This window comes from Affinirhizobium helianthi, from assembly GCF_042680945.1.
GTDB classification, from domain to species: Bacteria; Pseudomonadota; Alphaproteobacteria; order Rhizobiales; family Rhizobiaceae; genus Neorhizobium; species Neorhizobium helianthi.
Window position 1 is genome coordinate 281,206 of the sequence record NZ_JBHUEQ010000003.1, and the last position, 15,831, is coordinate 297,036.

Here is a 15,831-nt window from a genome sequence, read left to right on the forward strand (position 1 = left end):
CGGCCAGTTCCGGGCTTTTCTTTTTGCTGCTACCACCCCTATATGCAAAACCATCGTCTAGTTCGACTGCTTAAAGGAGAAGCCCATGTCAGCCTATGATTATGACCTGTTTGTCATTGGAGGCGGTTCGGGCGGTGTGCGCTCTGCGCGGCTTGCGGCAGGCTTGGGCAAGAAGGTCGCCATCGCAGAGGAGTATCGCTATGGCGGCACCTGCGTCATCCGCGGCTGCGTGCCGAAGAAGCTGTTCGTTTATGCCTCGCAGTATCATGAGCATTTCGAGGATGCTGCTGGCTATGGCTGGACAGTGGGTGAGAGCCAGTTTGACTGGAAAGCGCTGGTGGCCGCCAAGGATCGCGAGATTGACCGGCTGGAAGGGCTCTACCGGCGCGGGCTGGAAAATGCGGGCGCCGAGCTTCTGGAAACGCGTGCGGAACTGGTGGACGCCCACACAATCCGGCTTGTGAAAACAGACAGGCTGGTGACGGCAGAACGCATCATTATCGCAACGGGCGGCACGGCAAACCCGCATGCTTCTCTGCCCGGTTCCGAACTCTGCATCACGTCCAACGAGGCCTTCCATCTCGACGAATTGCCGAAATCCATCCTGATTGCAGGCGGCGGCTATATTGCCGTGGAGTTTGCCAATATCTTTCACGGGCTGGGCGTCGATACGACCCTGATCTACCGTGGCAAGGAAATTCTCTCCCGCTTTGACCAGGATATGCGCCAGGGCCTGCACAAGGCGATGGTGGACAAGGGCATCCGTATCATTCTCACGGATATCATCGAGGAAGTGACCCAATCGCCTGCAGGCGGACTGACGGCCCGTACCAAGGCGGGCGCAACGCTGGTGGCAGACCAGATCATGCTGGCGCTGGGTCGCGACCCCAACACCAAAGGGCTTGGGCTTGAAGCAGCGGGCGTTGACATGAACGAACGCGGTGCCGTGGTGGTGGACGCCTATTCCCGCACCAGCGTTCCCCACATCTTTGCACTGGGCGATGTGACCGACCGCGTGCAACTGACCCCCGTGGCCATTCATGAGGCCATGTGCTTCATCGAGACCGAGTACAAGAACAACCCGACCGCACCGGATCACGATCTGATCGCCACTGCCGTATTTTCGCAGCCGGAAATTGGTACGGTTGGGCTGTCTGAAGAAGAAGCCTGCACGAAGTTCGAGGAGATCGAAATCTATCGCGCCGAATTCCGCCCGATGAAGGCAACGCTTTCGGGGCGTGCGGAAAAAATGATCATGAAGCTCATCGTCAATGCCGCCGACCGTAAGGTGGTCGGTGCCCATGTGCTTGGCCATGATGCCGGTGAAATGGCGCAGCTTCTGGGCATTTCATTAAAGGCTGGCGTGACCAAGGACGATTTCGACCGCACCATGGCTGTTCACCCGACGGCGGCGGAAGAGCTGGTGACGATGTACAAGCCAAGCTACCGTGTCAAAGGTGGCGAGCGGATTGATTGACATGAGGTGAGGGAGGCGTGAGGCCTCCCTTTTCCTTATCAGCTTGTGAGGCGTGGCGCGCTCAAGAGCTTGCGGAACAGCGTCTGCATGGCAGCGGTGAGATCCTGATCCGGCGAGGCTTCGATGAAGTAACCGGGAGAGGCGCAAGCCTGCATTGCGGGCGAGATTTTCTTGTCGAACGGCTTGATGCGATTAGTCCAGAAACCGTCGTCCGGCATTTGCAGGTAGGTTGTGTAAACGACGCCAATTTTGATGCCGTTATTCTTCAATTCGTTGCAATCGTCCACATCAATTTCTTCCATGCAGCGCGTTTCATCTTTCAACGGCTGGGAACAGTCCGCCTTGGCGGCGTCTGTTACGCCATCTGATACGAGGAAGACGATCTTCTGGCGATCTGAGGCGCTGGTGCCACCACCGCCTTTGCCAATTCTGCTTTTCAGCGCTGAGAATGTGCTCCTAAAGTCAGTCAACTGGTTGTCATTGTAGTTGTTTTTCTGCGTGGACATGAGGTCGAGCATGGAAGCCGATTTGCGAAGGCTCACCATATCAGTGGTGAGGCCTGCAATCTCTGTCAGCCGAACATTGTCTGCTGTGGTGCCGAAAGAATAGAGCGCCATTTGATATTGGTTTGCGAGGAGCCGGTATTTCTCCACATCCTCCGTCAGAGCTTGCGTTGCACTTTTCACCACATCGATACGCAATCTGATGCCCATCTTCCTGGCACTTTCCAGAGTGTTTTCGAATGCGTAATCGGGGTTCGTGGCATGACAGGCAAAAGCACAGCCTTGAGGTGCCCTATGCCTCTCTCGCAGAAGCGCAGATGTATTTTCCTTGAGCTTGTCGATGTCCTTTTGCGTAGCGCCCAAACCCATCGACGGGGTGTTATCCAGCAGCATGAAGAAATCGATGAAGGCGTTGGTTTGATAGCTGGCGGAGGCAGCGCCAGCGATCGGAAAAGCCTCTTTGCCAATGATGCGGAGGAACGTGGTGGGAATGGCCGCATTGAACGCGACTTTCGAGGTGAGGGCTGTGCCTTTGCGTTCAATGGTAACGCTAACAGAGGTCACTTTGCTTGAAAGACTGGCGGGAAGTTGGCCCCGGAACAGCCTCTCGGCATCCTGCGTGCCAATCTTGATTTCTCCGTCGCTCGACATCGTCATGGCCTGTGCGACGCTCGGTGATTTTTCAGATAGAGCGCCGACTGCTGCGGCATCGGCAGCATTCATAAAGGCCTGCCGTTCATCAAGGGCCATGCCGAAATCGACCGCGAGGCCGGCGATGCCAATGAGCGGAACCATGATCAAAGCGCTGAGGACGCCGAAATTACCGGCCTCGTCGCGGACAAATTTATGGAATGGCCGTAGTTGCAGCCGGCCTGAAAATGTCTTGCCGTTAAAGTTAAGCATAGCCAACGTTTGCTCATCCAGTTTAAATCACGATGACACAATATAGGACAAAGGCTTATAATTTCCGGAATGAGCGTGGTTGACGATTGATAAAAAGCCTCAGGTCAAATCGATCATTTTCCAATATAATCCAGTCGGTTACAGCGCGTTTTGGTTGAAGAAATCCCGGTTGGCGTGCGGCTGCATCTGATCTGCGTTCCGGCATGCAGCGTTGCGGTTCTCTCCCCGCTGACGCAGGCAGCAAGGGGACGCAGAAAGGGGAGCAGCGAGGCAAGGCACTCATCGGTCCGGCTATCCCCTCAGAGACGGCAGGAGTCGTTAACGGGCCTATGCAAGGTGAGGACAAAGGTTTATAAGCCGCCGACTTGATTACGGCACCGGGCAGGGCCGGCACAACAGGACGGACGACGATGGCAGAAAACTGGACCCCGAACTCTTGGCGGCACAAACCGATCCAGCAGGTTCCGGATTATCCGGATGCGGGTGCGCTGAAGGCAACCGAAGCTCAGCTTGCAACCTTCCCGCCACTCGTTTTTGCCGGTGAGGCGCGTCGCCTGAAAAAGTCTCTCGCCAATGTGGCTGAGGGCAATGGCTTCCTGCTGCAGGGCGGCGACTGCGCCGAAAGCTTCCTGGAACATGGTGCCGATACCATCCGCGATTTCTTCCGCGCCTTCCTGCAAATGGCTGTCGTTCTGACATTCGGTGCGCAGCAACCGGTCGTGAAAGTGGGCCGTATTGCCGGCCAGTTTGCCAAGCCGCGTTCTTCGAACATTGAAAAGCAGGGTGATATTGAGCTGCCATCCTATCGCGGCGACATCATCAACGGCATTGAATTCAACGAAGAAGCGCGCATTCCGAACCCGCATCGGCAATTGCAGGCCTACCGCCAGTCTGCGGCGACATTGAACTTGCTGCGCGCATTTGCCATGGGTGGTTACGCCAACCTGGACAATGTGCACCAGTGGATGCTGGGCTTCGTCAAGGATAGCCCGCAGGGCGAGCGTTATCGCAAGCTTGCTGATCGTATTTCTGAAACGATGGACTTCATGAAGGCCATTGGCATTACTTCGGAAAACAATCACAGCCTGCGCGAAACGGATTTCTTCACTAGCCACGAGGCGCTGCTGCTGGGCTACGAAGAGGCGCTGACGCGCGTTGATTCCACCTCCGGCGACTGGTACGCAACGTCCGGTCACATGATCTGGATCGGTGACCGCACACGCCAGCCTGACCACGCGCATGTGGAATTCTGCCGCGGCATCAAGAACCCGATTGGTCTGAAGTGCGGCCCCTCCATGACAGCGGATGGCCTGCTGGAGCTGATCGACATCCTGAACCCGACGAATGAAGCCGGTCGTTTGACGCTGATTTGCCGCTTTGGCCATGACAAGGTTGCAGAGCACCTGCCGCGCCTCATCCGCGCCGTCGAACGTGAAGGCCGCAAGGTTGTTTGGTCCTGCGATCCCATGCATGGCAATACGATCACGCTCAACAACTACAAGACACGCCCGTTCGACCGCGTTCTGTCGGAAGTGGAAAGCTTCTTCCAGATCCATCGCGCCGAAGGCACGCATCCCGGCGGTATCCATGTGGAAATGACGGGCAAGGATGTCACCGAATGCACCGGTGGCGCGCGCGCCGTGACGGCAGGCGACCTTCAGGATCGTTATCACACCCATTGCGATCCGCGCTTGAACGCCGATCAGGCTCTGGAACTTGCGTTCCTGCTGGCTGAGCGCATGAAGACCGGCCGGGAAGAAAAGCGTCTGGCAGTGAACGGCTAAGTGCCAAAGAACTGTCGTGGAACCTGAGAGGGTCGCGCGACAGTTTGCATAAGCCTGGATAATAAAAAAAGGCCGGTGGGGGAACCGGCCTTTTTGCTGTCAAGGCGTGTGCAGTGCGCCCTGAAACTGTTGAAAGGCGGAAGGGGTGCATATCAACAGTAGAATGTCATAGTATTCGCTTATGCGAATAAATATATACGTTGAATATTGCCAAAAGGTTAACGGGTGAGCGGTCACCTATTTTCAATCACTGACTGTGAAATTCCGGCCGCGTAACATATTTTCGGCTCTGTGGAGGCAGGCTGAAGACGATGAAACAACGCGTCCGTTTCGACCTATCAATAGCGGTGGAAGTGCTCAAGGATGAACGCTGAGAAGCAATCTGCGGGTGGGCTGATCGCAGCCTCTCCTTTTGGCAAAGAGGCGCGCGAAGCCGTTTATCGTGCCATCCACACGCGACGCGATGTGCGAGACCAATTCCTGCCTGACGCTTTGGACGATGAGCTGGTGCGCCGGCTGCTGGAAGCAGCGCATGCCGCGCCTTCGGTGGGTTTCATGCAGCCATGGAGCTTTATTCTTGTGCGCGATCCGGCCACGCGGCAGCGTGCCTGGGAAGCGTTCTCCAAGGCCAATGAAGAGGCGGCAGCGCTGTTCAATGACGAGAAACGTATGCTCTACCAAAGCCTCAAGCTTGAGGGCATTCGTAAGGCACCGCTTTCGATTGTTGTTACCTGCGATCCTGACCGGGCCGGGCCTGTGGTGTTGGGGCGCACCCATAATCCGAAAATGGATGTCTATTCGACCGTGTGCGCCGTTCAGAACTTATGGTTGGCGGCGAGGGCGGAAGGCGTCGGCGTTGGCTGGGTGAGTATTTTTCATGACCGGGACGTCCGCTCACTTCTCGGTATTCCCGAACGCGTTGAAATCGTGGCCTGGCTTTGCCTTGGCTATGTGAACGAACTTTATGCGGAGCCTGAACTGGCCCAAAAAGGCTGGAGACAGCGACTGGATCTGGACGACCTGATTTGCGACGAGCGGTGGGTTGATAAGCCTATCTGCTCGGCTGAACGCCGGGGCGGCTGACATCGCTATCCTCGCCATCGGGGAAGAATTGCGGCCCAACCGTTCTGACCGGCTTGTCCGGTTCCCAGTCGCGCACAGGCGGCTTTGGCGAGGTGTCCGTGTAAGTCGTGCCGCGTGCTTCACCGAGTTTGAGGATTGAGTTGCCGGTGGGCGGCAGGGCCTTCGATGGCTCCTTCGGGCTTTTTACCTCACCCGGTTCAAGCGGCGTAATGGAAGCAGGCACGTTGCTGTAGTCTATTTCGCCGCAGCGAAGCCGCCGCATCTCTTCCCGTAGAGCTTCCTGATCACGGCCAAGCGAGCCAACCAGTTTGCCCTGTTGGGTGCGAGAGGCGAGGATGGCCTGGCGATCGCGGTCTGCATCGATAAGGCGTTGTTCAAGCGCATTGCAGGGGTCGTTAACGCCAAAGGTTACGATGCTGCCTGTGCCGCAGCGCATTCTCTGCATCTCGGAGCGAAGCCGCCGCATTTCAGCTGTCACATCCGCAAGGGCCTGCGCATGGGCGTTCACGACGCCCGTGCTGCCGATCACGGTTGGCGTGGAGGCGATTTCCTTGCCGAGTGCCAGGCAGCGCGCCGCATTATCCGCAGCGGAAGCCGCCGCAGGAACGAGCAGGAGAATTGGAACGAGAAGCTTCTTCAATGCCATAGAGCTTGCTGATCCCTCTGGTGTACATCAACCCGGAAGGAGCATGATCCTTCCGGGTTGATAATTGCATAACCGTCCTGCGCAAAGCTTACGCAAGCGCCCTGATGTGGGGCGCCACCGCCAGCCTATTCGATTGCTTCCAGCCCGGTATGTGCCGCTTCCACAACGGCCAGCGCCGCCATGTTGACCACACCGCGCGATGTGACGGAGGTGGAGAGAACATGTGCCGGTTGGGCCGCACCCAGAAGGATCGGGCCCACATGCAGGGCATCCATCATGGTGCGGACGATGCCAAGCGAGATATTGGCAGCATCGAGGTTCGGGAAGACCAGCAGGTTCGCTTCACCGGAAAGGGCGCTATCGGGCATTGCACGCTTGCGCAAGGTCTCAGACAGCGCAGAGCCTGCCTGCATTTCACCATCGACCTCGAGATGCGGGGCGCGCTTGCGGATGATTTCCAGCGCGGCGCGCATCTTGCTCGCACTTTCGGAATGGCGGGAGCCGAAATTGGAGTGGGAGAGCAGGGCAGCCTTGGGCGTGATGCCGAAGCGGCGGATTTCCTGCGCTGCCAGAATGGTGATTTCGGCGATTTCTTCATGCGTCGGATTGTCGTTCACGAAGGTATCCGTGAAGAAGACAGGGCCGTTCTGCGTGATGAGAAGGCTCAAGCTGGAGAAGGCGCAGACGCCGGGGCGCTTGCCGATGATCTGGGCCACATCCTTCAAATGCTTGTCGAACCGGCCTTCGACACCGCAGATCAGCGCATCGGCCTCGCCGCGCTTGACGGCCAGCGCACCGATGACGGTGTTGTTGGTGCGAACGATGGTGCGGGCCGCTTCCGGGTTGATGCCAGCACGGCCGACAAGCGCGAAATAGTCATCCACATAGTCGCGGTAGCGCGGATCGTCTTCAGGGTTGACCACCTGGAAGTCCACATCCGGTCTGATGCGGATGCCGAATCGCTTCAGGCGCGCCTCGATGACGGAAGGACGGCCGATGAGGATCGGCACGCCGGTCTTTTCTTCCAGAAGAACCTGAGCCGCACGCAGAACGCGTTCGTCTTCGCCTTCCGCAAAGATGACCCGCTTCTTTTCCGACTGCTTGGCGCTGGCGAAGATCGGCTTCATGACAAAGCCCGACCGCCAGACGAAGCGGTTCAGCTGATCGAGATACTGATCGTAATCCTCGATAGGGCGCGAAGCGACGCCGGTTTCCGCCGCTGCCTTGGCAACCGCCGGAGCAATGCGCAGGATGAGGCGTGGATCGAAGGGCGAGGGGATCAGATAGTTGGGGCCGAAGATCGGCGTTTCATCGGCGTAGGCGCGTGCCGCCACATCCGAAATCTCCTCCCGCGCCAGACCGGCAATGGCCTTGACCGCCGCCATCTTCATTTCTTCGTTGATGGTGGTTGCACCGCAATCCAGCGCACCGCGGAAGATATAGGGGAAGCAGAGAACGTTGTTCACCTGGTTGGGGAAGTCAGAGCGCCCGGTGCAGATCATCGCATCCGGCCGTGCTGCACGTGCAAGCTCCGGCATGATCTCCGGCGTCGGGTTGGCAAGCGCCATGATGAGCGGGTTCGGCGCCATCTGCTCCAGCAGTTCCGGCTTCAGCACACCGGCAGCCGAAAGGCCGAGGAACACATCCGCCCCGCCAATGCTTTCCGCCAGCATCCGCTTCTCGCTCTTCTGGGCGTAGATTTCCTTCCACGGGTCCATCAGAACATTGCGGCCATCGTAAACGAGGCCCTCGATATCGTGGACCCAGATGTTTTCGCGCTTGGCACCGAGCGAGACGAGAAGGTTGAGGCAGGCCAGCGCCGCCGCACCGGCACCGGAGGTGACGATCTTGACTTCGTCGATCTTCTTGCCGGCCAGTTCCAGACCGTTGAGAATGGCGGCAGCCACGATGATGGCGGTTCCATGCTGATCGTCATGGAAGACCGGAATGTTCATCTTTTCGCGCAGCTGGCGCTCGACCTCGAAACATTCCGGAGCCTTGATATCCTCAAGATTGATGCCGCCGAAGGTTGGCTCCAGAGCGGCCACGGTGGAGACCATGCTCTCGACCGTTTCACCGGCGATTTCGATGTCGAACACATCGATGGCGGCGAACTTCTTGAACAGAACCGCCTTGCCTTCCATCACCGGCTTCGAAGCCAGCGGGCCGATATTGCCGAGACCCAGCACCGCAGAGCCGTTCGATACAACCGCAACCAGATTGGCGCGTGCGGTATAATCCGCCGCTGTTTCCGGATTGTCGCGAATCGCAAGGCAGGGGGCAGCCACGCCGGGAGAATAGGCAAGCGCCAGATCGCGCTGGTTGCCCAGTGGCTTCGTGGCCTGAATTTCCAGCTTGCCGGGGCGCGGATATCGATGGAAGAACAGCGCCTGCTCATCCAGATCCGCCTTCGGGGCTGCATTTCCGGGAAGATCCTTACCTTGCTGCTCCATCGCCAAACTCCTTTCCGGTCTTTTTTGCTTTCGCGTGTCTTACATCAATCCGCGCCAGCGAACAGTACTGATTTATAGGGGTACACACCGCACGGCCGCAGTTTGGGCAGGGTGAGCCCTGATTTCCAAGGGTGGTTAGCCGTTAAACACCGGAGCTGTCATCTTCCTGATAAACGAGTCTGATTATTGCCAGCAGCATGAGGACGTTGTGACGAAAGGGGATGTTCGTGACTGCTGCACCGGAAAACAGACATTTCAGAACGCTCTTCCTCTCCGATATTCACCTGGGATCGAAGGCCGCGCGAACGGACTTTCTGCTCGACTTCCTGCGCTACCACGACGCAGATACCATCGTTCTGGTGGGCGATGTGGTGGATGGCTGGCGGCTGAAGCGCAACTGGTACTGGCCGCAGGGCTGCAACGATGTTGTGCAGAAGCTGCTGCGCAAGGCCCGCAAGGGAACACGCATCATCTATATTCCCGGAAACCATGACGAGTTTCTCCGCTCGTTTCCGGGCGTTCATTTCGGTGGCATAGAGGTTGCCGAACGCATCATTCACGAAGCCGCCGACGGCAAGCGCTATCTCGTGCTGCACGGCGATGAATTCGATGTGGTGGTGCGCAACATCCGCCTTCTCGCCTATCTGGGCGACTGGGCCTACGATGCCGCAATTGCGATCAATGTGGTTCTGGCCGCGATTCGCCGCAAACTGCATCTGCCCTACTGGTCCTTCTCTGCCTGGGCGAAGCTTCAGGTAAAGCAGGCGGTCAATTTCATCGGCGAATTCCAGAACGTTGTTGCCGAGGAAGCGCGGCGCAACCAGGTGGACGGCGTGATCTGCGGGCACATTCACCATGCGACCATGGAAGACATCCAAGGCATTCGCTACATCAACACCGGCGACTGGGTGGAAAGCTGCACTGCCATCGCAGAACACATGGATGGAAGCTTCGAGCTGATTTCCTGGCAGAAGATCGGTGCTACGGCTGACGTCATGCCTCTGCTTCGCGCACCAGACGGTGCCGAAGACATGCGCGCGGCCTGAGATCGAAGCGAAGCTGTGACGATTGGAAAAGGCTGCCGTGGTGCGTCAAACCACGGCAGCCTTTCGCCCTTCAAGGCAAAGACGTCAACAATTTCAGGGCAGGGCGTACCGTAAGTCGCATACACAGGCTGTGATTGTGCCTCAGATGCGCTATACAGGCGATCCATTCGCACATGATCGCCGGAGCCTCTGTGGCCCAGTCTCCTCAGCTTCACTCGCCTCATCTTTTCGCTTTTCGCTGCGCTGTGGCCTATGCCGCCGCGCTGGGCGTGAACGGCATTCTGCTGCCCTTTTTCCCGGTCTGGCTAAAATCGCTCTCGATGAGCGATTTCGAGGTCGGCCTGATCCTCACACTGCCGATCATTATGCGCGTTGTCACGGCGCCCGCTGTGGGGCTTCTGGCTGATCGTCTGAAAGAGCGAACCCATGTGCTGATCGTTTCGGCCGGGATTGCACTCCTCTCAGCCATTGCGCTGCTGTGGAGCCGGGATTTCTGGACGGTTCTGATCGTATTCGGCCTGCAGGGGGCGGCATTCGCGCCTTTCATTCCAATTCTCGAATCGGTCACCGTGATGGGTGTTCGGCGCTGGGGGCACCGCTATGGCTCCATTCGCGTCTGGGGGTCGATCGGCTTTGTTGCAATCACGCTCTCCGCCGGCGCAGTGATCGCGCGCCTGGGGGGTGGGGTCGTGCCCTTGGGCACTATCATCGTTTTCTGCTTCGCCCTCGTCTCCGCCTTCATTGCCCCGAGATTGGGGCCCGCCAACGCCATGCCCAAGTCTGCGATGGCGCGCTCCAGCCTGCCTTTCACATCCAGCCTCAACCTGCTGATGATCGGCTGCTGCATCACCCAATCGACCCACGGGATGTATTACGCCTTTTCCGGTATCTACTGGGAAAGCGTTGGGTTTAGCGGCTCGCAAATCGGCTTTCTGTGGTCGGCAGGCGTATTGGCGGAGATCGTATTCTTCTTCGCCGCAGGCTCGCTGGCCTCGCGTATCTCGCCTGTCAGCATGATCCTGATCGGATCTTCGGTGGCTGTGCTTCGCTGGTGTCTGTTTGCCCTGCCTCTGGGCTTCGAGGCGTCCATGCTTCTCCAGTGCAGCCATGCTTTCAGCTTTGCCTTCCTGCACTTCGGAATGCAGCAGAAGATTGTGGAGGTGGTTCACGAAAGCCGGGAATCATCGGTGCAGGGACGGTTCTTCTTCTACAACGGCGCCTTCCTTGCGGCCTCTACCTTCTTTTCCGGGGCCATCTATCACGCGCTCGGTCAGCACGCCTATTTCATCATGGCGGCACTCGCATTCCTGGGGCTTCTGGTAAGCCTTCACGTTCAGCGGAGCGGCTGGAAAGTATAAGCTGAAGCGAATTAAATTTTTTTGTGAAGGGCTTACGGCGGAATCTCCCGGCGTCGGCTGTGGCTTTGATGTGACGGCGGCTGCATTTCCTATTGGGATGGCATGGCAATTCGGTGTGTGACGGCTATATTGCCCAAAGATTGAACTGACCTCGCGCAAGCGCATTCGAGCAGCACATAAATGCAATCAAAGCCGCAGTCGGCCGATGAACGGCCAGCGACCCTTGAGATGACCTCCTCGGCTGAAAATGTTGAGCGTTTTGTGCTTTCCGGCGACTGGCGGAACCGGGGCATAAGCCATGTCCTGAAAGACCTGATGGCGGCGGAGCAGAAATCCGGCCAGGGAAAGCTCGACATCGAGGTCTCGAACATCGACGCCGTGGATACATCTGGCGCCTGGCTGATTCGACGATTGATCAGCGCCAAGCAGGCAGAGGGCCGCGATGTGGAATTGATGGGTGCAAGCAAATCGCTTGCAGATCTCATCGAGGCCATGCCCGAAAAGGGCCCCGCAAGGCCAAAGCCGATCGAAGACAGGCGCACGCTGTTCGAACGCCTGTTCGAGCCAACAGGACGCGCCGTATGGGAGCTTGGGCAGGATGCCTGGGCAGCCATGTACATTCTGGGTTCCGCCGTTGGCGGCGCACAGCTGAAGGGGGGGCGTGGAACGGGCGTTTCACCTGCCTCCGTCGTAACGCATATCGATCGGATGGGCGTTCGCGCCGTGCCCATCATCGTGCTCATGTCCTTCCTGATCGGCGCGATCATTGCGCAACAGGGCGCTTTTCAGCTCCGCTACTTTGGCGCCGAACTGTTTGTGGTCGATCTTGTCGGCATTCTGCAGCTTCGCGAAATCGGTGTGCTGCTGACAGCGATCATGATCGCGGGGCGCTCCGGCAGCGCAATCACGGCTGAAATCGGTTCGATGAAAATGCGCGAGGAAATCGACGCATTGACCGTTATCGGCCTGAACCCCGTTGGCGTGCTCGTTTTTCCGCGGCTTGTTGCGCTGACAATCGCCCTGCCTCTACTGACGATCATCGCCAATTTCTCGGCACTCTATGGTGCTGCCATCATCAGCTTTGTCTATTCCGGCATTACCTTTCAGACCTTCCTGTCGCGCCTGCATGAAGCTGTGGATTACTCGTCCGTTGCGTCGGGAATGATCAAGGCTCCGTTCATGGCGCTCGCTATCGGTATTGTCTCGGCGGTGGAGGGAATGAAAGTTGGTGGCAGTGCCGAATCGCTTGGCAAGCACGTGACCACATCTGTCGTGAAATCCATTTTCGTGGTCATCCTGATGGATGCAATGTTCGCAATCTTTTACTCCTCGATCGACTTCTAGGAACCTCATGGCCCTTCAGGACACAGACACAATGGAGAAGGAGCATCCGGCCGATGACCGGGTGATCCTGTCCGTGCGTGATCTGACGGTGAGTTTTGGCGAAAAGACCGTGCTCGACCGCCTGAACCTCAATGTCTATCGGGGTGAGATCCTCGGTTTCGTCGGTGCGTCCGGCACTGGAAAATCCGTTCTGATGCGCACGGTGCTGCGGCTGCTTCCGCACCGCTCCGGCTCTATCCATATTCTGGGCGTCAATTACGAGAAGGCCGATAACCAGACGCGCATGGCACTGGATATGCGTATGGGCGTGCTTTTCCAGCATGGCGCATTGTTCTCCTCGCTGACGGTGAAGGAGAATATTCAGCTGCCCATGCGTGAATATCTCGACCTGCCGCAGTCGCTGATGGATGAACTCGCCTATCTCAAGATCGAGATGGTGGGTCTGGCCGCGGATGCGGCGGATAAATATCCATCCGAACTCTCAGGCGGCATGATCAAGCGTGCAGCCCTGGCGCGGGCGCTGGCGCTCGACCCGGACCTTGTGTTTCTCGATGAGCCGACATCCGGTCTCGATCCTATCGGTGCCGCCGAATTCGATATGTTGATCGCCCGCCTGCGCGACACGCTGGGACTGACGGTCTATATGGTGACACACGATCTCGACAGCCTGTTCTCCGTATGCGACCGCATTGCCGTGCTGGGCCAGAAGCGCGTGCTGGTGGAGGGCACCCTGGATGATATGCTGGCCTGCGACGATGCGTGGGTTCAATCCTATTTTCGCGGGAAACGCGCTCGGTCCGTCACGACGGATTATGGCACGAACGAAAAAGTGCCAGGAAAGTAAAAGCCTATGGAAACCAAAGCCAATTATGCTCTCGTCGGCTTCTTCACTCTGCTCGTGGTGGCGGCTGCCTTCGGTTTTGTTTACTGGATGGCGCAGTATGGCCGAAGCGGTCCCGTGGCGGAGCTTGCCATTCGCATTCCTGGCTCTGCCAACGGCCTTTCCGTTGGCTCCGCCGTTCGGTTCAACGGTATTCCCGTAGGTTCCGTGCGTAGCTTGAACATCGATCCGGAAGATCCACGCTACTCGATTGCCTTTACGGAGGTGCAGACGAGCGCGCCTGTTTACCCATCCACCAAGGCCGTTCTTGAGGTGCAGGGTCTGACGGGCGCTGCCTATATCGAGCTTTCCGGTGGGCGGACGGGCGAGGAAAACCTGTTGCAGAAGGCGCAGGATACCGGCAGGCCCGCCGTTCTTATCGCTGACCAGTCGAGTGTGACCAACCTGCTTGCCACAGCCGACAAGATTCTTCAGCGGGCCGACGATGCCATTGGCCAGATCCAGGGCTTTGTGACCGATGCGCGCGGTCCTTTGACGCGCACCATCCAGCATGCGGAGGCGTTTACAGGGGCCCTGAGCGCCAATTCCGGTGCGATTGACGATTTCCTGCGCAGCCTCTCAGCCCTGTCCGGCACCTTCAACCGTGTGTCGGAGCGGCTGGATTCCACACTTGTTGCGGCAGAAGGTCTGGTGCGAGCCATAGACCCGGACAAGATCAACAACATCCTCGCAAATGCGGAAACGGTGACGGGCAATGTCGCCAAGTCTTCGGACAAGATCGACAGCATCATGATCGAGGTTCGTGATGCCGCGGCCGGCTTCAATCAGGCCAGCGCAGAGGCGCAATCGGTATTGAAACGCGCCGATGCCCTTCTGGCATCCGTGGATCCGAAAAAGGTCAACAGCGCTGTAGACAACATCACGTCTGCCACACAGGATGCCCGCAGCGCGCTGGCCTCTGCGAGGGAAGTTGTCGATGGCGTGGCTGATCGGCGCGAAGAGATCAACAAGGCTATCGGCGACTTTACCGAACTGGCGCAGAAGCTGAACCAGGCCTCCACGCGGGTCGATACCATTCTCGCGAAAGTCGATACCATGGTGAGCGGCGACGATTCCAAGGGACTGTTTGCCGAGGCGCAGAAGACGCTGCAATCCATTCGCGCAACGGCGGACAACCTGAATGCGCGGATTGGACCGATTGCGGACAATCTGGCGCGCTTCTCCAATACCGGCCTGCGCGACGTTCAGACGCTGATTGGCGATACCCGCCGCACGGTGGAGAACCTGAACGAAACCATCAGCAACTTTGACCAGAACCCGCAGCGCCTTATCTTCGGTGGTGAGACGGTGAAGGAATATGATGGCAGGACCCGGCGCTGATGATGCAATTTTCAAACAAGCGAGAAACTGACGTGCACAAGGTTCCGGCGATCTCGATTTCGAAGGCTCTCTTCGCATTGCCTCTCACGGCGCTGCTTCTGGTCGGTTGCGGCACGAAGGCAACCAGCGACACCTTTGATCTGTCCGTCACGCCGTCTGCTCAAGGCCCCTCTGCCAAGAACCGGCAGATCCTTGTTCCTGAGCCGAGCGCCCTGAAATCGCTGGACAGCGAGCAGGTGCTGGTGCGTGTTTCACCCTCCGAGTTCCAGTATCTGGCGGATTCCCGGTGGGGAGACCGTCTTCCGCGCATGGTCCAGGCCAAACTGGTGCAGGCCTTCGAAAACACTGGAAAGCTGGGTGGCGTGGGCAAGCCGGGGCAGGGCCTGGCCATCGATTATCAGGTTGTGACGGAAATCCGCTCGTTTGAGATCGATACTTCCGGCCCGCGTGTCGCCAGGGTGGAGATTTCCGCCAAGATCCTCAACGACCGCAATGGGTCCGTCCGCGCCCAGTCTGTCTTCTCGGCTTCGGTGCCGGTGAGCGGTGAAGGCAATACAAAGTTCATCGCGGCCATCAACAGAGCCTTCGCCAAGGTGGGGGCTGAAATCGTCGATTGGACGCTTCGTTCGATCTAGAGCATGTCCAGCAAAAGTGCGTAGCGGTTTTGCGTTCGGGCTGCGGCAAGCAAAGAGAGCATGTCCAGCAAAAGTGCGTAGCGGTTTTGCGTTCGGACTGCGGCAAGCAAAGAGAGCATGTCCAGCAAAAGTGCGTAGCGGTTTTGCGTTCGGACTGCGGCAAGCAAAGAGAGCATGTCCGAGCCAAAAGTGCGTTGAGCGGTTTTGCGTTCGGGCCGATATTCCCGGCTTCATCTGGAATTCTCTAAAGCACGTTGCGGCTTATCAGACCCATGCAACGTGCTTTAACTTCTTGTTTTTACGCATGTCGTCATCGCAAAACCGCTGCACAGTTTTGCGCGACATGCAGTAGCGTCTGGGCGGGCGAGGGTGGTGGCA

12 protein-coding genes are annotated in these 15,831 nt (G+C 58.0%); 9 read left to right on the top strand and 3 right to left on the bottom strand.

Annotated elements, in window-relative coordinates:
* Nucleotides 1–85: 85 nt before the first annotated feature.
* Nucleotides 86–1,477, top strand: coding sequence for a glutathione-disulfide reductase (gene gor, locus ACFSE1_RS01930; protein WP_377395746.1), 1,392 nt, complete (start codon nt 86–88; stop codon nt 1,475–1,477).
* A gap of 38 nt (nt 1,478–1,515) precedes the next feature.
* Here the strand turns inward: gor and ACFSE1_RS01935 are convergent, their stop codons facing one another.
* Nucleotides 1,516–2,883 carry a TadE/TadG family type IV pilus assembly protein gene (locus ACFSE1_RS01935; RefSeq protein WP_377396559.1) on the bottom strand — a complete coding sequence of 456 codons (1,368 nt, stop codon included), beginning with the start codon at nt 2,881–2,883 and terminating at the stop codon, nt 1,516–1,518.
* 410 nt (nt 2,884–3,293) lie between these two features.
* Here ACFSE1_RS01935 and ACFSE1_RS01940 point away from each other — a divergent pair, with 410 nt between their 5' ends.
* Both ACFSE1_RS01940 and bluB read left to right on the top strand, forming a co-directional pair.
* A complete protein-coding gene (locus ACFSE1_RS01940) occupies nt 3,294–4,667 on the top strand; it encodes a class II 3-deoxy-7-phosphoheptulonate synthase (RefSeq protein ID WP_377395749.1) in 1,374 nt (457 codons plus the stop codon).
* Between the two features lie 363 nt (nt 4,668–5,030).
* Nucleotides 5,031–5,750 carry a 5,6-dimethylbenzimidazole synthase gene (bluB, locus tag ACFSE1_RS01945; protein ID WP_377395752.1) on the top strand — a complete coding sequence of 240 codons (720 nt, stop codon included), beginning with the start codon at nt 5,031–5,033 and terminating at the stop codon, nt 5,748–5,750.
* On the opposite strand, the gene ACFSE1_RS01950 is transcribed toward bluB, so the two are convergent.
* The gene (locus ACFSE1_RS01950) at nt 5,719–6,396 is read right to left on the bottom strand and encodes a hypothetical protein (RefSeq protein ID WP_377395755.1); all 678 of its coding nucleotides are present in this window, start codon (nt 6,394–6,396) and stop codon (nt 5,719–5,721) included. The genes bluB and ACFSE1_RS01950 overlap by 32 nt on opposite strands.
* Nucleotides 6,397–6,521: 125 nt before the next feature.
* Complete coding sequence (locus ACFSE1_RS01955) at nt 6,522–8,849, bottom strand: NADP-dependent malic enzyme (protein WP_377395758.1); 2,328 nt, start codon at nt 8,847–8,849, stop codon at nt 6,522–6,524.
* 227 nt (nt 8,850–9,076) lie between these two features.
* Here ACFSE1_RS01955 and ACFSE1_RS01960 point away from each other — a divergent pair, with 227 nt between their 5' ends.
* The 6 genes from ACFSE1_RS01960 (at nt 9,077) to ACFSE1_RS01985 (ending at nt 15,453) form a co-directional block, all read left to right on the top strand.
* A complete protein-coding gene (locus ACFSE1_RS01960) occupies nt 9,077–9,895 on the top strand; it encodes a UDP-2,3-diacylglucosamine diphosphatase (protein WP_377395761.1) in 819 nt (272 codons plus the stop codon).
* A gap of 191 nt (nt 9,896–10,086) precedes the next feature.
* On the top strand, nt 10,087–11,253 hold the full coding sequence (locus ACFSE1_RS01965) for an MFS transporter (protein WP_377395764.1): 1,167 nt from the start codon (nt 10,087–10,089) through the stop codon (nt 11,251–11,253).
* Between the two features lie 228 nt (nt 11,254–11,481).
* Nucleotides 11,482–12,597 carry an MlaE family ABC transporter permease gene (locus ACFSE1_RS01970; protein ID WP_377396561.1) on the top strand — a complete coding sequence of 372 codons (1,116 nt, stop codon included), beginning with the start codon at nt 11,482–11,484 and terminating at the stop codon, nt 12,595–12,597.
* 7 nt (nt 12,598–12,604) lie between these two features.
* Complete coding sequence (locus tag ACFSE1_RS01975; protein ID WP_377395767.1) at nt 12,605–13,441, top strand: ABC transporter ATP-binding protein; 837 nt, start codon at nt 12,605–12,607, stop codon at nt 13,439–13,441.
* Nucleotides 13,442–13,447: 6 nt separating this feature from the next.
* Entirely contained in the window at nt 13,448–14,818 is a 1,371-nt protein-coding gene (locus tag ACFSE1_RS01980) for an MCE family protein (protein WP_377395770.1), read from the top strand.
* A 2-nt stretch (nt 14,819–14,820) separates the two neighbouring features.
* Nucleotides 14,821–15,453 (top strand): ABC-type transport auxiliary lipoprotein family protein, encoded by a 633-nt coding sequence (locus ACFSE1_RS01985; protein ID WP_377396563.1) that lies wholly within the window; start codon nt 14,821–14,823, stop codon nt 15,451–15,453.
* Nucleotides 15,454–15,831 lie beyond the last annotated feature (378 nt).